18 protein-coding genes are annotated in these 21,488 nt (G+C 57.6%); 3 read left to right on the forward strand and 15 right to left on the reverse strand.

Annotated features, from left to right (window positions below):
- Positions 1 to 18: 18 nt before the first annotated feature.
- The 9 genes from BLU64_RS00710 to ssuD form a co-directional block, all read right to left on the reverse strand.
- A complete protein-coding gene (locus tag BLU64_RS00710) occupies positions 19 to 1,248 on the reverse strand; it encodes an acyl-CoA dehydrogenase family protein (RefSeq protein WP_074727669.1) in 1,230 nt (409 codons plus the stop codon).
- Positions 1,223 to 2,701, reverse strand: coding sequence for an MFS transporter (locus BLU64_RS00715; RefSeq protein WP_026743110.1), 1,479 nt, complete (start codon positions 2,699 to 2,701; stop codon positions 1,223 to 1,225). The genes BLU64_RS00710 and BLU64_RS00715 overlap by 26 nt, the downstream gene beginning before the upstream one ends.
- Positions 2,702 to 2,893: 192 nt before the next feature.
- A complete protein-coding gene (locus BLU64_RS00720) occupies positions 2,894 to 3,769 on the reverse strand; it encodes a MetQ/NlpA family ABC transporter substrate-binding protein (protein WP_074727671.1) in 876 nt (291 codons plus the stop codon).
- On the reverse strand, positions 3,766 to 4,479 hold the full coding sequence (locus tag BLU64_RS00725) for a methionine ABC transporter permease (RefSeq protein ID WP_074727673.1): 714 nt from the start codon (positions 4,477 to 4,479) through the stop codon (positions 3,766 to 3,768). Before BLU64_RS00725 ends, BLU64_RS00720 begins: the two co-directional genes overlap by 4 nt.
- Positions 4,476 to 5,495: a methionine ABC transporter ATP-binding protein gene (locus BLU64_RS00730; protein ID WP_026743113.1), complete on the reverse strand. Its 1,020-nt coding sequence runs from the start codon at positions 5,493 to 5,495 to the stop codon at positions 4,476 to 4,478. The genes BLU64_RS00725 and BLU64_RS00730 overlap by 4 nt, the downstream gene beginning before the upstream one ends.
- A complete protein-coding gene (locus BLU64_RS00735) occupies positions 5,492 to 6,898 on the reverse strand; it encodes an LLM class flavin-dependent oxidoreductase (protein ID WP_026743114.1) in 1,407 nt (468 codons plus the stop codon). The genes BLU64_RS00730 and BLU64_RS00735 overlap by 4 nt, the downstream gene beginning before the upstream one ends.
- Before the next feature lie 86 nt (positions 6,899 to 6,984).
- Entirely contained in the window at positions 6,985 to 8,394 is a 1,410-nt protein-coding gene (locus tag BLU64_RS00740; RefSeq protein WP_026743115.1) for an FAD/NAD(P)-binding protein, read from the reverse strand.
- The gene (sfnG, locus tag BLU64_RS00745; protein ID WP_074727675.1) at positions 8,387 to 9,490 is read right to left on the reverse strand and encodes a dimethylsulfone monooxygenase SfnG; all 1,104 of its coding nucleotides are present in this window, start codon (positions 9,488 to 9,490) and stop codon (positions 8,387 to 8,389) included. Before sfnG ends, BLU64_RS00740 begins: the two co-directional genes overlap by 8 nt.
- A gap of 15 nt (positions 9,491 to 9,505) precedes the next feature.
- Complete coding sequence (gene ssuD, locus BLU64_RS00750; RefSeq protein WP_026743117.1) at positions 9,506 to 10,678, reverse strand: FMNH2-dependent alkanesulfonate monooxygenase; 1,173 nt, start codon at positions 10,676 to 10,678, stop codon at positions 9,506 to 9,508.
- Between the two features lie 279 nt (positions 10,679 to 10,957).
- Here ssuD and BLU64_RS00755 point away from each other — a divergent pair, with 279 nt between their 5' ends.
- On the forward strand, positions 10,958 to 12,916 hold the full coding sequence (locus BLU64_RS00755; protein WP_074727677.1) for a sigma-54-dependent Fis family transcriptional regulator: 1,959 nt from the start codon (positions 10,958 to 10,960) through the stop codon (positions 12,914 to 12,916).
- Here the strand turns inward: BLU64_RS00755 and BLU64_RS00760 are convergent.
- Positions 12,913 to 13,839: a LysR substrate-binding domain-containing protein gene (locus BLU64_RS00760; protein ID WP_026743118.1), complete on the reverse strand. Its 927-nt coding sequence runs from the start codon at positions 13,837 to 13,839 to the stop codon at positions 12,913 to 12,915. The genes BLU64_RS00755 and BLU64_RS00760 overlap by 4 nt on opposite strands.
- 127 nt (positions 13,840 to 13,966) lie before the next feature.
- Here BLU64_RS00760 and BLU64_RS00765 point away from each other — a divergent pair, with 127 nt between their 5' ends.
- Positions 13,967 to 15,124 carry a methionine aminotransferase gene (locus BLU64_RS00765; RefSeq protein WP_074727679.1) on the forward strand — a complete coding sequence of 386 codons (1,158 nt, stop codon included), beginning with the start codon at positions 13,967 to 13,969 and terminating at the stop codon, positions 15,122 to 15,124.
- A 66-nt stretch (positions 15,125 to 15,190) separates the two neighbouring features.
- Here the strand turns inward: BLU64_RS00765 and BLU64_RS00770 are convergent, their stop codons facing one another.
- From BLU64_RS00770 to BLU64_RS00785, 4 genes are all read right to left on the reverse strand, one after another.
- Positions 15,191 to 15,970, reverse strand: coding sequence for an ABC transporter substrate-binding protein (locus tag BLU64_RS00770; protein ID WP_026743120.1), 780 nt, complete (start codon positions 15,968 to 15,970; stop codon positions 15,191 to 15,193).
- An 842-nt stretch (positions 15,971 to 16,812) separates the two neighbouring features.
- Entirely contained in the window at positions 16,813 to 17,403 is a 591-nt protein-coding gene (locus BLU64_RS00775; RefSeq protein WP_139171452.1) for a helix-turn-helix domain-containing protein, read from the reverse strand.
- 136 nt (positions 17,404 to 17,539) lie between these two features.
- A complete protein-coding gene (locus BLU64_RS00780; RefSeq protein WP_026743122.1) occupies positions 17,540 to 17,719 on the reverse strand; it encodes a hypothetical protein in 180 nt (59 codons plus the stop codon).
- 1,056 nt (positions 17,720 to 18,775) lie between these two features.
- Positions 18,776 to 19,393 carry a TetR/AcrR family transcriptional regulator gene (locus BLU64_RS00785; RefSeq protein WP_026743123.1) on the reverse strand — a complete coding sequence of 206 codons (618 nt, stop codon included), beginning with the start codon at positions 19,391 to 19,393 and terminating at the stop codon, positions 18,776 to 18,778.
- Between the two features lie 691 nt (positions 19,394 to 20,084).
- Here BLU64_RS00785 and BLU64_RS00790 point away from each other — a divergent pair.
- Complete coding sequence (locus BLU64_RS00790; protein WP_026743124.1) at positions 20,085 to 20,864, forward strand: acetoin reductase; 780 nt, start codon at positions 20,085 to 20,087, stop codon at positions 20,862 to 20,864.
- Positions 20,865 to 20,917: 53 nt separating this feature from the next.
- On the opposite strand, the gene BLU64_RS00795 is transcribed toward BLU64_RS00790, so the two are convergent.
- Positions 20,918 to 21,418: an Lrp/AsnC family transcriptional regulator gene (locus BLU64_RS00795; RefSeq protein WP_026743125.1), complete on the reverse strand. Its 501-nt coding sequence runs from the start codon at positions 21,416 to 21,418 to the stop codon at positions 20,918 to 20,920.
- Between the last annotated feature and the right edge of the window lie 70 nt (positions 21,419 to 21,488).

Genomic DNA, 21,488 nt, shown 5'->3' on the forward strand with positions numbered 1-21,488 from the left:
TTTTGTACGTCCACACGGTTAAGCGGTTTTCTGTTCCTGCCCGCCATTACCGACCTGCCAGATAAAGGTCGGCGCATTGCCGTTAACCAACCAGTCACCGATATTGCGGGCCTTATAAATTACCGGATTGTGGGATGCCAGCGTGCGCGCGTTGCGCCAGTGGCGATCCAACGCCTTGCTCACGCGCGTATCCGATGCGCCGAGCGCGTTGAACAGCTCGGTCGCCGCGCGCGGCACCAGCTCGCTGGCGATCACCTGCGCCTGCGCCGCCTCCACTTCCGCGATGCTGTTGATGCGCAGCTTGAGGGCGTCGTCGTCCGAAGCATGAACCTCATACGCCTGTTGCAGCGATTGCGTGGCCGCGATCACCGCCGCTTCCGTGGCGTAGGCCCAGCTGGAAACCTGACCGACTACCTGCAACACCTGCACATCCTCTTTCGGCAGCGCGGCATTGCTGTGGCTGTAGATACGCTTACGCTGGCGTACGCCCTCGGCTGCATCGCGCGCTACCGCCCGCCCGATACCAGCGAGCGTCGCGAGCAGCATGTGCTGGTAAAACGCCGTCTGATACAGGAAGCGGTCCGCAAAATCGTAGACATGGCCGGCGTCGACCAGCGCCTGCGTAAAACGGGTCGTGCCGCTGCCGGTCAGCCGCTGACCGAAACCGTCCCAGTCATCCTCACGCAACACGCCGTCCTGATGCGTACTGACAATCGCAATCACATCCCGACCGTTATCGCTGCGACGGGCGTAAACATCAATCCAGTCGGCGAACAGTGTGCCGGTGCTGTAAAACTTCTCGCCGTTCAGCGTCCAACCGTGCGGCGCAGGCTCGACGCGGGTGATGACATCGCCCAGTGTAATGTTGCCGATCTCGGTCCAGCCGCTGCCGACCAGCTCACCGTCCAGGAAACGCAGGAACCAGCGATCGCGCTCCGGCGTGTCCGGCGCATTGAGGCGGTCTTCCACGAAGGCGAAATGCGCCCGCAGCGCCTGCGGCAGATTAGAGTCCGCCTCCGCCAGCTCCGTCAGCAGACGAAACAGCTGAGGCAGCGACGCGTTCTGTCCCCCCTTCTCTTCAGGAATACGCACGGCGCCGAATCCAGCCTCCTTCAACCAGCGGATAGGCTCATGGGGCAGCTCCCGACGCCGCTCACGGTCGGCGGCGCCAGCGGCGATACGGGCGAAGATGGGGCGGAACTGCGACGCCAACGTATCGTAATCAGTGCCGGTCGAAAGTAAGGTCATGATGTGCTCCTTGATCGTGATGATCGTCAATATCCTGACGGGTCGGTTCGTGACGAACCGCGAGCAGGAAGAAGATGGGGATAATGGCGCTCAGCGAGACAATCCAGAACATGTTGGTGCCGTAGGCCGCCTGTAATAGCGGCAGAATAAACAGCGCCAGTGCGCTGCCGATCCCCGACAGCGAGCGGCTGAAACCGACGCCGGTCGCGCGGATAGAGGTCGGGTAAGACAGTGCCGGATAGATCATCAACTGCGCTCCCGGCCCGAAGCCTTCCGCGAACAGCCACAGGCCCAGCATCAGGATGGCGATGACCACGCCTGTCGTCGCCTGAGGTTGACCGATCAGCGCGAGCGCAATGAGCGCGATGAACTGTAGGGCAAAGCCCGCGATCGCCACATGACGTGAAGGATATTTCCAGGCCAGCCGCATCCCCAGCAGACCGCCGGTGAAGGCAAACAACGCATTTAGCCCCAGCGAAGCCGAGATGGTTTCAAACACGCCGGCCCCCAGAAATTGCGCCAGAATGGACGGCAGGAAGAAGGCGATGGCGGTGTATTCAAAGGAGATGCACACGTTCATCACGCCCGCCACGATGGTGCGTTCCCGGTACGGTTTCTGGAACAGCACCCGGAAGCTGACCTTCGGCTGATGAGACGTCTTGCGCTGTATCTTATCGACAGCTTCGTGGGCGGCAATGCCGTAGGAATCACGCAAAATCCGCGCCGCGCCTTTGAGATCGCCCTGATTCGCCGCCCACAAGGGAGACTCATTCATAAACTTGCGCCGGACCGCGATAATCAGCAAGGCCGGCACCGCGCCGAACAGCAGCGAGGCGCGCCACAGCCAGTCGAGATGCTGTTCGGGCAGCAGGAAATAGAGACCGAAGATGATCAGGAAGCAGGCGGACGACGCCGCGTACCACATCGGACACCACGCCGCCAAGCGGGCGGCCTTGTTGCCCTTGCCGGCAAACCTGGAGAATTCGGCCAAATAGGACATCGCCACCGGCAGGTCGATCCCGACGCCGATCCCCATCAGGAAGCGCGCGCCAATCAACACCCACACGTTCGGCGCCAGCCCGGCGGCAATCGCGGAGACGACGAAAAACAGCATATCCGCCATAAAGACGGAGTAACGGCCGTATTTATCCGTCAGCCAGCCGCCGATCAGGTTGCCGATAATGGTGCCGATCATGATGGAGGACGTGACCAGCCCGGTGAGCACCGGCGTCAATTGAAACTCTCTGACGACATCATCGATACCGTACGACAGCGTGGTCAGATCGTAGGCGTCGAGAAATACCCCGCCCAGCGCCAGAAAGATGATCATTCTGGCGTAGCTGTTTTTCTCGCTGCGGGTGTTGATCAATCTTGCTACGTCGCTCACCGAGCTAATGGGAATGGATCCTGGAGCAGAACCCCTGATGTCGTTGTCAACCGGTAACGTACTCATACTGTTGGCATCCTCGCTATTATTTTATGTGCAGGTGAAGCTACGGTTATAAGTCGAAGTTCTGGCGTTCACAAACAACATTTATGTCTTTAAAATTCATTAAATAACAATAAGATAACCACATAAAAAACACACAGGACGAGCCACTATCCAGCAGCCCGGCGACCACGTTGAAACGCATGAGAACGGCGACTATTCGGCCGATACCGGCACCAGAACGCCCTTGACCAACGGGTCGTCAGTCTCCTTCAGCCACCGTTGCAGGCGCGGGTCGGAAAACGCCTGTTGCAGTTTGACGATAGGCGCGTCGTTAAGATACGGCGTGCCGATCACCAGCCGTGAGGCGAAGGTAGCCGGGGCCGGCGGGAAGAGAATTCCCTTCTCACGCGGGATCTTGCCGGCGTCGAACTGGGAGACGTAGCCGATGGCGGCATCGACCGAATTTAGCGCGCGCGGCATGGTCAGCAGATCCAGCTCCTTAAAGACCAAACGTTTGGGATTGTCCTGAATATCTTTCAGCTTCGCCGTGCGGGGTTCCACTGCCGGATTCAGGCGGATCAGCCCGATACGTTGCAGCAGCCACAACGCCTGTCCCTGATTGGCGCCGTCATTCGGCACGACGATCGTCGCCTGCTCCGGCAGCGCGTCGACCGAGGGGTAGCGGTCCGAGTAGATGCCGAACGCCCACTGGAATACCGGCACCGTCGGCGTCAGCTTGAAGCCGTTGGCATCCACCACCTGCTTTAACCACCACTGATGCTGATACACCGTGGCGGCATAGACGCCATCCGCCACCGCCCGGTCCGCCTGCACCGGATCCTGCAAGCCTACGGCCCTCAGCTTCAGGCCGTAGTCGGGGGCGATGTGTTCGCCGACGTACTGAATCACCCGCTCTTCCCCCGCCATCGCCGGTTCAAAATGGATATCCAGCGTGGAGCCGAACGTCACCGTCTGCTGACGCTGCGTCAGCCAGTACCACGCGCTGACCGCCGCGGCGATAATCACCACGCCGCCGACCCACCACGGCCAGCGCCGCTTCTTACGAATTTCGAACTGCGGTGTATTCATGCTGACTGCGCTCCCTGTGAATGACGCAATGCCGCGACCAGACGGTCACCGGCGAATTGAATCAGTTGTATCGTGGCGATCAGCACCACGATGGTGGCGATCATGATGTGGTGATCGAAACGCTGGTAGCCGTAGACCACGGCGAGGTAGCCGATGCCGCCCGCGCCGATGGTCCCGGCGATGGCGGAGTATTCGATCATGGAGATCAGATTGAGCGTGACGGCGGAGACAATGGCGGGCAGCGCTTCGCTCAACTGCGCCGAGACGATGATCTGACCGACGGAGCCGCCGGAGACCAGACCGACCGACGTCACGTCTTCCGGCAGTTCCCGCAGCGCGTTTTCCACCAGCCGGGCGAAGAACGGGATGCCCGCGATGACCATCGGGACGACCGCCGCCGGAATGCCGATGGTGGTGCCGGTCAGCCAGAAAGTCACCGGGATAATCGCCGCCATCAGCACCAGAAACGGCAGGGAACGCCCCATGTTCACCAGCCAGTTCAACATTCGGTTTAGGGCCGGGCGAGGAAACAGCCCCCGGCGCGAGGTATTGAACAGCACGACGCCGACCACGCCGCCAAGGCTGACCACGAACAGCATGACGATGGCGACCATGAGCCAGGTTTCACCGTAAGCGGGCAGCAGCAGCGTGTGGATCTCGCGCCAGGGCGTGTCCTGACTCATCACGGCCGTTGACGTTGCAGTCGTCATATCGCCTCCCTTAGCGCCGGAGCCGACGCCATGACCTCCGCGACGACGCCCTGCGCGTCGAGCAGCCCGACGATCTGAGCCGCAGAGAGTCGCTCACCGTGAAAACGCACCGCGATCTCCAGCCGTCCCGCCAGTTGCTGGTTGACCCACTCGACGTGGCCGCCCAGGACGTCGATCTGCAACGCGAACTGTCTGGAGAGCCGACTAATCCAGTCCGTCGCCACCGCCCGGTTCGCGCTGTAGCTGACCCGTAGCAAGAGGTCGCCGCGCCCCGGCTGCGCCGTGACCGGGAACAGTCGCTCGCCAAGCGAGGAGTCCGGCTGTGCCAGCAGATCGCGGACGCTTCCCTGCTGAACGATGCCCCCGTCGCGGATCTCCGCCACCGCGTCGGCGGCCGTGCGCACCACGTCCATTTCATGGGTGATCAACACGATGGCCAGACCGAAGTCATCCCGCAGCTGTTTAAGCAGTTGCAGCACGGCGGCGGTCGCCTCAGGGTCGAGGCCGGACGTGGCCTCATCCGCCAGCAGTACCGTCGGATTCAGGGCCAGCGCCCGGGCGATGCCGATACGCTGGCGCTGGCCGCCGGAGAGCTGCGCCGGGTAGCTGTCCGCCTTGTGGCTCAGCCCCACGCTGTCCAGCAACGAGCCGACGCGCTTCTGGATGTCCCGCTTCACCACGCCCAGAAACTCCAGCGGCAGCGCGATGTTCTCCCAGGCGGTTTTACGCTGGAGCAGCGCTGACGACTGAAATACTGTGCCAATCGCCCGGCGCTCCCGGCGCAGCGCCTCTCCGGTCAGCAGTGAGAGATCGTTGCCGTTGACCCGCAGCGTGCCGCGATCGGGTTTTTCCAGCAGGCTGATGCAGCGCGCCAGCGTGGATTTCCCCGCGCCGCTCGGTCCGACGACCGCCGTGATGGTGCTCGCTGGTACCTGCAGCGAGATGTCTTTCAGGACATCCGTCCGACGGCCCTGCTTGTCGTGATAGGTTTTGTACAGATGTTGGATTTCAATCATGACACCCGCTCCCGTACGCGCGCTGCGGATGAAGCGAGATCCCGATAGCCCGCCGCCGGGTGCGGCACTGCCAGCCGCGGGCCAGCGTGAAACAGTTTTTCCCGCAGCGTGCCCGCCGAATAGTCGCGTTTGAAGACACCGCGTTTTTGCAGTTCGGGGATCAGCCATTCGACCACATCGGTGAACGTTTCGTGGGTCAGGGCATAGGCCAGATTAAAGCCGTCCACATCCGTCTCTTCCACCCAGCTTTGCAACTCGTCGGCGACGGTTTCCGGGCTGCCTACCAGCAGCGGTCCAAAGCCACCGATGCCGACCCAGTCCGCCAGCCCCTGCACCGTCCACTGCCGGTCCGGATCGGCGGTCGAGAAGGTTTCCACCGCCGACTGAATGGCGTTGGTGTGCAGGTGTTTCAGCACCTGATCCGGCGGGTACTGACCGAAGTCGATGCCCGTCCAGCCGGAGATCAGCGCCAGCGCCCCTTCGTAGCTGACCCAGGAGGCATACTCCCGCCACTTCGCCTGCGCCTCGCGATCGGTCTCGCCGACAATCACCGTTTGCAGGTTGAAAATCAAAATGCTGCGCGGATCGCGCCCGGCCTCCGCCGCCCGGCGTCGGATATCCGCCACCGTTTTCTTTAGCAGCACCTTGGAGGGCGACGCCACGAACACGCACTCGGCATGTTCGGCGGCGAACTGTTTGCCGCGGCTCGACGCGCCCGCCTGATAAAGTACCGGCGTCCGCTGCGGTGACGGCTCACACAGGTGAATACCCGGTACGTTGAAGAACTCGCCGTGGTGATTGATGGGATGGATTTTGGTCGGATCGCTGAAAATACGCCGTTCGCGGTCCCGCAGCACCGCGCCCTCTTCCCAGCTCCCCTCCAGCAGCTTGTACACGACCTCCAGATATTCGTCGGCATAGTCGTAGCGCGCGTCATGGTCGGTCAGCGCCTTCTGCCCGATATTGCGTGCCCCGCTCTCCAGATACGAGGTGACGATATTCCAGCCGACGCGCCCTTTGGTCAGGTGATCCAACGTCGACAGTCTGCGCGCGAAGGGGTAAGGATGTTCGAACGATAGCGACGCCGTCAGTCCAAACCCCAGGTGCTCCGTGACCAGCGCCATCGGCGTGACCAGCGCCAGCGGATCGTTGACCGGCACCTGCGTCGCCTGGCGAATGGCGGCGTCGCTGCTGCCGTGCAGTACGTCGTAGACGCCCAGCACATCGGCAATAAACAGACCGTCGAATTTGCCGCGTTCCAGCAGCCGCGCCAAATCAACCCAGTAGTCCAAATCCTTATACTGCCAGGAGCGATCGCGCGGATGCGCCCACAGGCCCGGTGACTGATGGCCGACACAATTCATATCAAACGCATTAAGACGAATTTCACGTTGCGATGGCATAGCGCTCTCCATAAAGCTCTCGCAGCCGAACGGCGTTCGGCCGGAGTCTCAATTTATTATTCAGTGAGTCAGTGAGTCGTGAAGGTTCAGGTAGAGACGGGACATCGCGCCGAGGCGGCGGCAGGGATCACGGAGTTTATCAGGTGTCTCGCTACGCTTTCCGCGTGTTGCGACACCTGCGGCAGTCCCATCAGTTCGCCGAAACGGCCGCGTGCGGCAGGTCCGACGACAAGCAGGCGCGGGTTGGCCTGACCGAGAATATCCAGCGTTTCCGACCGCTCGTTAACCAGAATCCCCAGTCCCAGCGGATCGGGTTGCAGTTCGCCGCGCTGCGACAGGGAATGCAGCAGCGGCTGACTCTGGGTAAGCGACGCATGCGCCGGGCCGGTGGTGACAATCAGCTTGTCGACCGTCGTGGTTTCAATCTTTCCCTGACGCGGCTGGAGTCGCAGCGTCAGCGTCGTTTCGTCGGCCTCGACGCCACACAGGCGCGCCGCCAGCACGCGCAGTTCGCCGGACTCGCGCCGCGCCGCGATGACCTGAGCCACCTGCGGCGCGGTGCGATAACGATGTACGTCCCACCAACTGCGTAGATGGCGTAGGAAACGCTGCTGCTCTTTCAGCGCCAGCGTCTGCCACAAGGCCTGCCCATTGGCGCGGATCTCGTCCATAACCGCCTGCCAGGGAATGCCCTGTTCGGCGGCGGCGACGACCTCCCGTCGTGCCTGCGCCAGCGCGCCGCGCGCCGTCGTCGGCCAGGAAGAAGACAGCGACCAGGGCGGCGGCGGCGCGTCAACGCTCAAATTGCTGCGGGACAACAGCCCGTGCCGAGAGAAGGCGACGATCGGCCCGTGGTGGCCGCGCGTTTGCAGCGAGGCGACGACGTCCGCCATCGTCAGCGCTGTCCCCATGATCCCAACGCGCTGAGACGGCGCCACCGTATCCAATACGCCCGGCAACCACGGGTTAGCGACCAACGCTGGGTGTGTCTGCCAGGGACGCAGCATCTCGGGGAGTGCCGGCGGCGGATGGCTGACGGCCAGCACCACGACATCGGCGCGTAACGCCAGACCGCTCGCCGTCGTCACGATATGATCCTGCAGGCCGATCGCCCGGTCCCAGATGTGGCGTAGCTGAACCGGGCCAGATTTGGCGACCTCGGCGAACAGGCCCTCCATGTAGCGGCCGAAAAGTCCGCGCTGCGGGTAGGCATTGCCATCACGCCATAGCGCCGCACTGTCTTTGCGGAACTCGGGCTGGCGTTTCAGCCAGCGTTCGAAGTGGGCTTTGTCCTCGCTGAATAGAGACATTCGCGCGGCGGGGACGTTGATGCGGTGCGCAGGCTCCGGGGTGGAATAGGCAACGCCAAGTCCCAGGTGCTCCCTAGGTTCCACGACGGTTACGCGCAGCGCGCTTTCCGCCGTCCGCGCCAGATGGATCGCCAGCGCCGCGCCGCTCACGCCGCCGCCAATAATGACAATATGAGGTTCAGTCATAGCTCAGCTCCTTTGCCGTTTGTTGCTCCATTTTTCTCACTCTCGGTATGATTTCCCGCCCGAAATAGTCCACCTCTTCCTGAAAATGCAGAAAGCCGAGCAGCATCAGGTCCACGCCCGCGTTCTTGTAGTCGATAATGCGTTCCGCGATTTGCTGCGGCGTGCCGATCAGGTTGGTTTTGAACCCATCGTTATACTGCACTAAATCGTCCAACGTGGACTGCGCCCAGTTGCCCTCTTTTTCCGGCGAGGCGTTGCCCGCGTTCTGCACTTCCTGATGAAAACCTTTCACCGCCGCCGGATCGGCCTGATCCAGAATATCCTGTAGCTGCTGGCGCGCCGCCGTCTCGGTATCGCGTGCAATCACGAAGCCGTTGACGCCGATTTTTACGCGGCGTTGATGCGACTGCGCCTTAAGCTGGATGTCCTCCACCTGACGTCGAATGCCTTCTACGCTGTTGCCATTGGTGAAGTACCAGTCCGATACCTGCGACGCCATATCGCGCGCCGCCCGTGAACTGCCGCCCTGGAAAATGTCAGGAAGCGGGTCGCGCGGTTTAGGTTTCATGACGTAGTCGCGAAAGCGGTAAAAGTCGCCGGCGAAGGTAAAACTCGGCTCGGTCCAGATCCCCCGCAGACAGCGGATAAACTCTTCAGAACGCCGGTAACGCTCCTCATGATCCAGCCACGGTTCGCCGATGGCCTTAAACTCGCCGCGAAACCACCCGCTCACGATGTTGACGGCGATACGCGGCCCGTAAATGTGGCTGAGGGTGGCGACCTGTTTCGCCGCCAACGCGGGGTTCCACGGGCCGGGCAACAGCGCGGCAATCACCGTCAGGCGCTCCGTGACGGCCAGCAGGTCCTGCGAGAAGGTGACGGATTCGTGCTGATTGTCGGCGCCATAGCCCGCGGTGAAGCGAATCTGCGTCAGGGCATAATCGAACCCGGCGCGCTCGGCGATCTGCGCCAACTTGCGGTTGTAGTGGTGATCCCACTGCGTGCGCTGCGGTATTTTGCTGACGACCAGTCCGCCGGAGACATTAGGCACCCAGTAGGCGAACTGGATGGGGCGGCGCGTTTCCTGCTGTGACATAGCGATCTCCCGTAATTAGCTGGCGCTGACCTGTTTGACCGGTCGGCGGTCGCCGCCGATGGTTTCACCGAAGGGGCCGGTATTGACGGCGCGCGACGGCGGGCGGGACGACTGCGCCAACGGCAGCAGCGGCATGACCAGCTCGGCGAAGCGATGCGCCTCCTCCAGATGGGGGTAACCGGACAGAATGAAGTTTTCGATGCCCAGCGCCTGATATTCCCGCAGGCGATCCGCCACCTGTCGCGGACTGCCCACCAGCGCCGTCCCCGCGCCGCCGCGCACCAGCCCCACGCCCGCCCACAAATTGGGGCCGATACGCAGATCATCCCGCGAGCCGCGATGCAGCGCGCTCATTCTCGCCTGTCCGGTCGAATCCATTCGGGCGAAAATTTTCTGCGCCTGCGCGATGGTGTCATCATCCAGATGGGCGATCAGACGGTCGGCCGCCGCCCAGGCCTCTTCCTCTGTTTCGCGGACGATGACGTGCAGGCGAATGCCGAAGTTCAACGTGCGTCCGTTCGCCTCGGCGCGTTCCCGCACGACTCGCAATTTTTCCTCGACCTGCGCCAGCGGCTCGCCCCAGGTGAGATAGGTATCGATCTGCTCCGCCGCGACGTCGATGGCCTCCGGCGAAGAGCCGCCGAAATAGAGCGGCGGGCCGTTTTCCTGCACCGGCGGAAACAGCACCTCCGCACCTTCCACCCGAATATGTTTACCGGAGAAATCCACTTTCTCGCCCTTCAACAGCCGCGTGTATACCTGCAGGAACTCTTCGGTGACCTCATACCGTTCGGCATGACTCAGAAAAATGCCGTCGCCTTTGTTTTCCACCGGATCGCCGCCGGTCACTACGTTGATCAGCAGCCGTCCCTCCGACAGCCGGTCGAGCGTGGCCGCCATGCGCGCCGCCAGCGTCGGGGGTTGCAGGCCCGGCCGCACAGCCACCAGATAGCGCAGCTTGCGGGTGATGGGCGCAAGCGCCGAGGCCACCAGCCAGGAGTCTTCACAACTCTTGCCGGTAGGAATGAGGACGCCGTAGTAGCCGAGGTTATCCGCCGCCAGCGCCACCTGCTGCAAATACGCCAGATCCACGGGGCGACCGCCGTGAGACGTCCCCAGATAACGCCCATCGCCATGCGTGGGCAGGAACCAGAATACCTTGATAGTGCCGTTGTCAGATTCAGCCATTATTCGATTCCTATATAACTATATTCATTATTTATACAAAGAATGTTTCAGTTTGGTTATAAAAATCAAAGCAGGAACCGTGCCATGAAGTACGGGATTTTTTATTCATAAAAATCAGGGAATTAACCACCGTCGATCGACGGTGAAAATGGTGCATTTGCAGCACATCGGCATCACCCGCTGCTGCGTTTGCAGCAAAGGGCTCAAATGGCCCTCTCGTATCGCTTAGGGCGCTGAGATAAGCTCAGGCCATCCCGTTTCCTGCCGCGAACGCCATCGATGAAAAACCCTCAGCCCTTTACCGCCGATACACCCGTATTGATCGACCCTGCTTCTCTCGCCTTCCAAAGCATGCTGGATAAGCTGGCGCCGACCGACGCGACCGTGCTGATCGTGGGAGAAACCGGAACAGGAAAAGAAGTGGTGGCGCGCTATCTGCACCATCACAGCACCCGGTGGCAGCAGCCGTTTCTGGCGGTCAACTGCGGCGCGCTGACGGAAAGCCTGGCCGAAGCGGAGCTGTTCGGGTACGAGAAAGGCGCATTCACCGGCGCCACCCAAACCCACCCGGGCTGGTTTGAAGCGGCGGAGGGCGGCACGCTGCTGTTGGATGAAATCGGCGAACTGAGCTTACCGTTGCAGGTAAAATTGCTGCGGGTGTTGCAGGAGCGGGAGATCACTCGCGTGGGATCGCGCAAACCGGTGAAGATGAATGTGCGCGTTATTGCCGCCACCCATGTTGATTTGGCTCAGGCGATCCGCGAGCGGCGCTTTCGGGAAGATCTCTACTATCGCCTTAACGTCGCCGTCGTCGACCTGCCGCCGCTGCGCCACCGCACCGGCGATATCCCGGTGCTGGCGCAGCATTTCCTGTCGCTGTACGCCCGCCGTCTGGGCCGTCCCACCCGACAGCTGTCGCCGGAAGCGCTGGACACGCTGATGGCCTACAGCTGGCCCGGCAACGTGCGCGAACTGGAAAACACCCTGCATAATGCCGTACTGCTGAGTAAGGACGGCGATATCAGCCCGGCGCAGCTGCGGCTCAACCTGACGCTGTCGGACCTGAATGTCCCGACGTGCGACGACGCGATTGACCGCTTTGTTCGCCAGCAGTTGGAAAGCGAGGCGGAGCGGCTGTACGACCGGGTTCAGCATGCCCTCATTCGCAACGCCTTCGAACTGAGCAACGGCAATCAGACGCAGGCCGCCGCCCTGCTGGGCGTCAGCCGGAATACCCTGCGCACGCTGCTGGCCAATCAGGGGCTGATCAAAGGCCGACGTAAAACCGCGCCGGTCGCATCCGTTTCTGCCAGCGTGTCGTCGGCCGGGCATGCGGAGCGGGAACTGCGCATCGGCTACCAGAAGTTCGGCATTCTTGGCGTCCTGAAAGCGCGCCAAAGCCTGGAAAAGCAGTTTGCGCGTCAGGGGGTCAGCGTGTTGTGGAGCGAATTCCCTGCGGGGCCGCAGCTCCTGCACGCGCTGCATAACGATGAAATCGACTTCGGCACCACCGGGGAAGTGCCGCCGATTTTCGCTCAGGCCGCGGGCACGCCGTTGGTGTACGTCGCCTACGAGCCGCCCGCGCCCGAGAGCGTGGCGATGCTGGTCGCCTGGGATAGCGATATCCACACGCTGGCGGATTTGCGCGGCAAACGGGTCGCCGTCAATAAAGGCTCGAATGTCCACTATTTGCTGGTGCAGATGCTGGATGAACAGGGACTGACGTTGAACGACGTCCGCGTGGTGTATTCCCCGCCCAGATACCCGCTGACGCCCAGCGATTACCACGCCGTGGATGCGTGGATGATGTGGGACCCGCTGCTGAGCGATGCCGAGCGCGACGGCGCTCTGCGGGTCATCGCCGATGGGCGCGGACGCGTGCTCAACCATCAGTTTTATCTGGCGCGTCGCGACTTCGTCGTTCGTCATGATGATGTGCTGGAGCCGCTGTTGGAATTGCTGGCACAGACCGGCCAGTACATCGACAGCCAGCGCAGCGAGGCGGCCCGGAGCCTCTCCGTTGAGCTGGGCATCGCCCCCGCCTCGCTGGAGCGCGCATTGCAAAGGCGCAGTCATCGAACGCGTCCTATGGATATTGCCGTGATCCGCGAGCAGCAGATTATCGCTGACCGCTTCTATGCCCTGGGGCTGCTGTCCCGTCCGATTACCGTACGAGAGGCAGTCTGGCAGCGGAGAAACGCCCGACCACCACAGACGGCGATGGCCAACGCGCGCTAGCGGGCGCGGCTCTCCGCCGGCATCAAGGTCAACAGATGCGCCCGGCTGAGCATCGCCTCTTCTATCAGCCGCGCCGTCAACGCGCTAAGTGCCGGCGTCATCTCTGAAGACGCCGGGTACGCCAGATAATAAGCGGAGCCGCTCGGCACACAGAGCGGGAAAGGCGTAACGATCCTTTGCATTCTCACGTCGTCTTCCAGCAGGCAGAGATCGCCAATAGCAATACCGAATCCCTGCTGCGCGGCGCTCATCGCCAGATCGAGCGTATCGAAATGCTGCGCCTTGCTAGAGGGCAACGCCCCGCGCCCCGCTGCCCGCAACCACGCCAGCCAGTCGCGACGGTCGCGCGTGGGATGCAGCAGCGTGTACTGCGACAGGTCATCCAGCGTCATTGCCCGACCGGGAGGAAGCAGCGAGGGTGCGCACACCGGCGTCAGCACCTCATCAAACAGCGGATGCAACGTCAGCCCGCGCGCCGTGGGGCGGCCGAACACCACCGCCGCATCGAAATGTTCGTGATCGAAATCCAGACCGTGCGAAATCGATGACGTCAGCTCGATATGGACGTCCGGCATATCATTTTGCAGTCTGATGACTCGCGGCAATACCCAACGCATGGCGCAGGTCGGGCATTTTATACGCAGCGTTCCAGGACGGGCGGGCGCCCGCGCCAACGCCTCATCGATGGTCGCCAGCGCCTGCCGTATCGGCGTCAGCAGGCGTTCTCCCTGAGGCGTCAGAATCAATCCCCTTGCTTGACGTTTAAACAATGGGTAGCCCAACTGACGCTCCAGCCCCAGGATCTGACGGCTGACCGCGCCCTGCGTCAGACACAGGGTCTGCGCCGCATGGGTGAAATTGAGATGCCGGGACACCACCGCGAAGGTGCGCAGTACGTCCAGCGAAGGGCGTTTCTGGGCCATAAGACTCCTCGTCGTAGCCGGTTGAGCCATGTTGTTAGTGCATGGCTAGTATGACGAAGTTTCCCTTGTTGCCCAGGGTTTTCTATTACTTAATGACCCTATTCTCGATGACAATCAGGAGCAATCTATGCAGAGCGCATGCGCCACCCGTTCCAAGTTGCCGGATGTCGGCACCACCATTTTCACCGTGATCGGCCAACTGAGCGCCGAGCATAATGCGCTGAATTTGTCTCAGGGCGCCCCCAACTTCGCCTGCGCGCCTCAGTTGGTCGACGCCGTTTCCCAAGCCATGCGTGAAGGACATAATCAATACGCGTCCATGACCGGTCTGGACGCGTTGCGCCACGCGCTGGCGGAGAAAACCGAGCGACTGTACGGCGCCCGTTACGACGCAGATACGGAGATTACGATCATGGCCAGCGCCAGCGAGGGGCTTTACTCCGCCATTAGCGCGTTGGTGCATCCGGGCGATGAGGTGATCTATTTCGAACCGGCGTTTGACAGCTATGCGCCGATTGTCCGGTTGCAGGGCGCCACGGCGATCCCCATCAGACTGTCTCTGAGCAACCTGAGTATTGACTGGGATGAAGTGGCGGCGGCCATCAATCCCAAAACCCGCATGATTATCGTCAACAGTCCGCATAACCCCACCGGGATGGTCTTCGACGAACACGACATTGCACGATTGACAGCGCTGACCCGCGACACCGATATCGCCATTCTGTCCGATGAAGTGTATGAGCATATGGTCTTCGATAAAGGGATCCATCACGGTATGGCGCGTCATCCGGCACTGGCGGAACGCAGCGTGATCGTGTCCTCGTTCGGGAAAACCTATCACGTCACCGGCTGGCGCGTGGGCTATTGTCTGGCGCCAGAATCGCTGATGGATGAAATTCGAAAAGTGCATCAGTTTATGGTGTTTTCGGCGGATACGCCGATGCAGTATGCGTTCGCCGCCATGATGGCGGATCCGCAGAGCTATTTGGGGTTGGCGGAGTTTTATCAGCACAAGCGAGACCTGCTGGTGGAGGCGCTGCACTCGTCCCCGTTCGAACTGCTGCCGAGCGGCGGCAGCTTTTTCCTGCTGGCGCGTTTCCGGGGATTCAGCGATCTGAGCGATGACGATTTCGTCCTCAGGCTGATTCGGGACTATAAGGTCGCCACTATCCCGCTGTCAGCGTTCTACAGCGAACGCGTCGACACCGGACTGATCCGGTTAAGCTTCTCGAAAGAGGATGAAACGCTGCGCGAAGGCGCGCGGCGTTTATGTCAGGTGCGGTAGTCAGCCGGAGACGCTGTCTGGAACGCGACGAATCCGGGCGCTCACGCCCGGATCCTCAGGGGCTTGCTACTTGGCGGTGACGTCCAGTCCGCCAAAGTATTTTTTAGACAAGTCGTTAATGGTGCCTTTGGCTTTCACTTCAGCAATCGCCGTATTTAAACGCTGACGAAGAGCGTCATCGCCTTTGCGCAGGCCGAAGGCGATGCCGCGACCCAGAATGCTTTCGTCTTCCACTGCGCCGCCCACAAAGGCAAAGCCTTTGCCCATTGGCTGCGACAAGAAACCGCTCTGCCCTGCCGCTGCCATCACCAGTGTGGCATCCAGACGACCGGACTCCAGATCTTGATAAACCTGATCCTGGTCCTGATAAGAGACCACGTTCACGCCTTTTGGCGCCCAGTGCGCATTGGCGTAGCTTTCCTGCACAGAGGACTGCAATACCCCGACCTGTTTTCCGCGCAGCGACTGGACCGTCGGCAACAGTCCGCTGTCCGCACGGGCGATCAGCAAGCTGGGAATGTGGTAAATCACATCGGTAAAATCAATCGCCTGACGTCGTTTTTCGGTCACATTCATGGCCGAGTTAATCACGTCGAATTTACGCGCCTGCAGTGCCGGTATCAGGCCGTCGAAGGAGGCTTCGGTCCAGGTGCATTGAACTTTGGCGGCATCGCAAACCGCATTGCCCAGATCCACGTCAAAACCCGCCAGTTCGCCCTCCGGCGTTTTATATTCAAACGGCGGATACAAGGCTTCCAACCCAAAACGCAACGTGGTCTGTTCCGCCCAGGCGGACCCCAGAGTGAACAGGCATCCTGCCAGAAGTAGGGAGGTCATTTTCTTCACTGTTACAGTCTCCGTGTTTATCTTTTATGTGGGGAATAGCGCTGATGATTTTACAGCCCGCGTGTTACACGTGGCGTTGACGAAAAGCTTTCTGTCAGCACGCCGCCGCCGTGTCCAGCATACCGCGAATAATGGAATAGTCGACGATGTTGAGCCATGAAGATGGCATACACTCTTACGTAAAGGGAAATTCACTGTGGTAGCGGATAGCCATAACCGTTTTATGAATAGGGGGTTTCAATCGTTCACTGGCTCACGGCGTTTTGCCGCATTCAACCTTCAATGAAGATGGATCGATTCAGGTACAGCTTCATCAGGTCGCCGAGGTAGATATTGCTATGGTCGCGCCGGCAATAACAGTAGAAGTGGAAAAAAGGAAAGTATCAGAACAAGGCGAGAGGATCATCCTGTCGGGGGAGGATAGAAAAGGCGTCAACGTCCGTCTGCCAAATGAGGAAGTTGGAGACGACCGGGATAGAGCATAGCCCCCTCTATGCTCGGTATTTTTTACCTTAATCACGGGTTATTACATCACTCCGCCAATCACTTACGTAAAGATACAATTAGTAACAATAAGCATGGGGAGTCCGTGCCGTATTCCCTTTGACTAATTATTTTTAACATATTCATCGCATTCGAAAACAGCATGAATTCATAGCGTTGATGTCAAAATATTATCTCAGTGAATAGAATTTTGTTTTCCTTCAGGGTATAGAAAAGAATTTCACCCAGTGTTAACGGGGAAAACCATTTAATATAATGAAAAGTTTTTTAAATTAAAAAATAAAACAGCTATTTTGAAATAATGTTCTGAGTGTGTATACAATATGAAGATGATTTGTTTATATGCGATTTACGGCTTCAATAATATTTTTTGCGTTAAGTTTTCTAAGAATATTTTTCTTATGACTGCTGATAGTTTTCTCACTCAGGCACAGCATAGTAGAAACTTCTTTATTCGACTTACCTGTAGCAAGTTGCTCAAGTACAAACATTTCCCTGGATGACAGTCTCCTTGGTTTAGGCTCAGTGTTAAAATAGAGTGGTGATTGAGTGGCATTCTTTATCGAAGAGACTATCTCAGCAATGGGACTTTTCAGTCCGATAACCGAGTCGCATTTCTGATAATTTAAGTTATAGCACGATGCGTTGTTTTTAAAGAGAATAATTCTATTTTCCTTGTTGATAAACTTTATCACGTCGACAAGAGATGCAGTTATCGGACATTCATTTGACGTTCCGATAAAAAAAACCTTACTGACCTCTTTATTGGGATATCGCATCAAATCACTCACATCCGTAGCGACATAGCTCATGTCGGCTGTGGTCATAATCTTACTACGAATTATTTTTTGAAGCGAATAAGTTATTATTTCATCTTCGAGAAAAAACACATAATCCATTGTTTCTTTATTACCTCCAACTTTAGTCACAACTAGCCGTAAATCGCCATTAGCATAAAACTGGCGATGCCATAAATTTATATCTCTCGTTTAGGATTTTTAAGAAGTATAACACCGAATAAAAAGAATGAACATCGGTCACATTATTTCAGAATTTTTTCAGAAATTACCCCTTACCAAGAATTTTCTTAACAATACAGAATTTCACCTCTCCTGCTTTAAGACCTATTTCAAACGCCGAACCTCTCTCTAAAATTACCCCTCGAGTACCGCCATCACTGAATTCAGCGCTACTCATGCCCCCACCAACATGTCCGTCTGCCGCCCCGTAAAGCATGATGCCCATCAGCGCATCATGTCAGCCCTGCTCATGATGTTCAGGCGATATAGATTTCAAAATAAGAACAAATTCTGATAGGAGCTTATCATTCCCCTATTCCTGTTAAATACTTGTAAACGACCCCCTAATTACTATGGATTTAAAAGTCGGATTCTCTTTTTATTTAAGATGTCTTATCTTTTGTCTTATATTGCATCTATTTATAATAACATTGTGGTAGTTATTTTATGACAGTTCAGACACGCAACCTCCTTTTGTGGAACGCATCCCAATCAACGGAATAAGTGAGTGATGGATAAATCATTCCCAGTATCTTCCTATCTTTACGCTAATGCTTAACTTTTCTTCAGGATAACAATAGCCTTACTCCACAGTTCGACTTAAATCCAATCATTACTAGGAACCCTTCGGGATTTCCTCTTTTTTACTTTCGGGTAAAGACGCCTGCATCGCATTGAAAGCATCAACGCTTTTTATTTTTATAGATGAGGAAATAATGGTAAAAATATTTCATACATTGAGTTCCACTCCGGAGTGGCTCAACGCATGTCACGTCTCATTTCCTAAATCGACCTGTTATTTTTATTTCATAGCGCTGCTCACATTCGATGAACAGAAATAATATGGAGTAGACGCACGTTCCTTCTCCACATTATGTCTTAACGAGAATCAATATAAACAAAGACAATGCCATTGATGACGTGAGCGTGAAAGCAATCGGGTATTGCCCCGGTGTCAGAATGATAACCGTCACTAGTGAAAATCCGGCGACTGATATTACCATAGTCTTTCTACCATTTCTTAACATACCATTGCCAAAGAGAACGTTATTGAGTTCAGGTTCATGGATTAACGTAAATGCCGATTTCGGTCACAGAAATAGAATAACGGCGGAACGGCCTATATCTTTATAGCAAGGTCGGTTTTATCGAAGACTGAATAGCGTCAAGATATTTCATTCGTGATTAATACGGTAGGTAAAGGCGACAATAAAAATGGCCGGGATTCAACAGGGTGATAATGAATCTCGGCAGTAAAGTGGCCCATCAGCAAATGATGCGGCTAGCGGAGACCTGCCCCCATCAGAAACATATCGACCGCCCGTCGCGTCAGCTCACGAATTTCCTCGGTGCTGAATGGTTCAGGGTCACATTGGAAAATGCGAATCTCCGTTTCAGCCGTGACTAACGCCAGGAACTGTAGCGCGCGGAGATGGGGATCATCCTGATGCAACTCGCCTTGTTCCATTGCGGTCGCCATCACAGTGGACAGCACATCCAAACACTCGCTGGGACCAGATTCGTAAAACAACATACCGATGTTCGATCGCCCTGCTTCCGCCACCACCATACGATAGACGGCCAGCGCGCTGCGGTCGTTAGTGAGTACCGCCAGCATGCGTTCACCGAATCGCATCAACGTGTCATGAAAGGTGACGCCCGTTTCGATTCTCTCCGCCAGCTCGGCAACAGCGTCTGACAAATGCATCGTCGCGTGAGCACGCACTACCGCGATGAACAACGCCTCTTTCGAAGGAAAGTAGCTGTAGAGCGTGGCTTTCGAGCCGCCTAGGCGCTTTGCCAGTTCATTCATCGATGCGCGCTCGTACCCCATCTCTTGAAAGAGTTGGGCCGCGGCGCTGACGATAGATTCACGACGGGCCTGAGTCCGTACTTTCATTGTCTTACCTGCAATAACGACATTGGCATATCGCCATGTTCTTGACAGCGAAAAAATCGGCGCAAAACTGAACCGTACAGTTTGTTTTTGCTAATTGTCATTACTGTACCGCTGAGGTCCAACCTTGTAAAGGCTGGCCGCCTCCCGTCATCAAGCCGGTGTGGCGCCTTTTCCTGGATTGTGGGTCTGCATGAACATTCAGGCGCGAATCCGTCGCGGGGCCGTGGCTGAAGTGGGTATGATCGGCGTCACTAACATCACCTTGTGGTGATTTTTGGATATGCTGCCCGGCCCGAACCAGGGAGCGGTGGCAATGCCATGATGCTTCTTATGATGATCAGCCATCGTAATGTGCTTGCACTGTGGCGCGCCCCCTTATATTAACGGTAAGCGCTGGCTCCGCGCGCCAAACGATGAAACAGCGCTTAAACAAATTCAGTGAGGCCTGTCGCACTTTTCTGGTTGCGCTTCCTAGAGCGAACAATGCCCTCAAACATCCTCCATTTCACCCTGGAATAGAATCATACCAGTGCATTATTTCGCCCCCCCCCCACATGACAGCACGAAATCTCAGCAAAAAGAGGACTCCAGGTAAAATCGTTGAAAAACAATAAAATACAAAAACAACGAGAGGTGATGATATGCGTCTAAACTTACAGTAGCCGAATTATTTCATCCGAAGGAGTTGATTATGTCTTTATCAGGAAAAGTCGCGCTGGTCACCGGCGCCGGACAAGGTATTGGTCGTGGGATTGCACTGCGTCTGGCGAAAGACGGCGCGGATATCGCATTGGTCGATGTCAAGGATGACAAAATCAAATCCGTCGCGGAAGAGATCCGCGCATTGGGGCGTCAGGCCACGACCTTCAAGGCCGATATCAGCGTGCGCGAGGAGGTGTTCGCCGCCGTAGATTTCGCAGAGAAAGAGCTGAACGGCTTCGATATCATCGTCAATAACGCCGGCATCAGTCAGACGAAAAATTTGCTCAGCGTCACCAAAGAGGACGTGGAGAGAATTTTCCAGATCAACGTGCAAGGCACGCTGTGGGGAATTCAGGCGGCCGCAACGAAATTTAAGGCGCGTAAGCAGAAAGGTAAAATTATCAATGCCTCTTCCATCGCCGGTCACGAAGGATTCGCCCTGCTCGGCGTCTATTCAGCGACCAAATTCAGCGTACGTGCGCTGACCCAGGCCGCCGCCAAGGAGTTAGCCAGCTTCGGCATCACCGTCAATGCATATTGCCCCGGCGTCGTGGGCACGGATATGTGGATCGAAATCGACAAGCGTATGGCTGAAGAAACCGGAGCGCCGATTGGCGCAACCTACAAGAAATATGTCGACGGCATCGCGTTGGGCCGGGCGGAAACGCCCGAGGATGTGGCGGCGTTTGTTTCCTTCCTCGCAAGCCCTGACTCCGACTACATGACCGGGCAGGCACCGCTGATCGACGGCGGACTCCTGTTCAACTAATTTGTGCTCATCGGAAAGGGCGGCCATACCGCTGCCCTTTCGCGTTGTCACGATTACGACGACGTTGCCGAGGGCAATAATAAGGGGTCCACGGATATCTCTCTTTTCAGCGTGCGCAACGCAAACGTCGAGCGAGTGTGTCGGATCCCTTTGACGCGGTAAAGCTTCTGGCGCAGAAACCGCTCGTAGTGCTCGGCATCGGCCACCACAATTTTTACCAGATAGTCGTAATCCCCCGTCACCAAATGCGCTTCCAGCACTTCGGGCATGTCCATCAACGCCTGGCCGAATTGTTCCAGCATGCGATCATCATGATGCTCCAGCGTGATCTCGATAAAAAAGACCTCCGAGGCCCCCACCGCCCTGGCATTGATGACTGCCACATATCCTTCGATCGCTTTTGTCGACTCCAGGCGTTTAAGACGCGTCCAGCAGGGCGACGAAGAAAGCCCGACTTCTTCGGCCAATTCCGCCACCGTCAGGCGGCCGTTACGTCGCAATGCCGATAAGATTCGCTTATCGGTCATATCCAGCGTTTTGTCTTTGTTCGCCATCGATTCCTCGCCTCAGCATAGGCATGCTGAAATTTTAATTATCCCCATCAATATTTACCGAATTAGTGCA

This window comes from Lonsdalea quercina (assembly GCF_900107885.1).
Classification (GTDB): domain Bacteria; phylum Pseudomonadota; class Gammaproteobacteria; order Enterobacterales; family Enterobacteriaceae; genus Lonsdalea; species Lonsdalea quercina.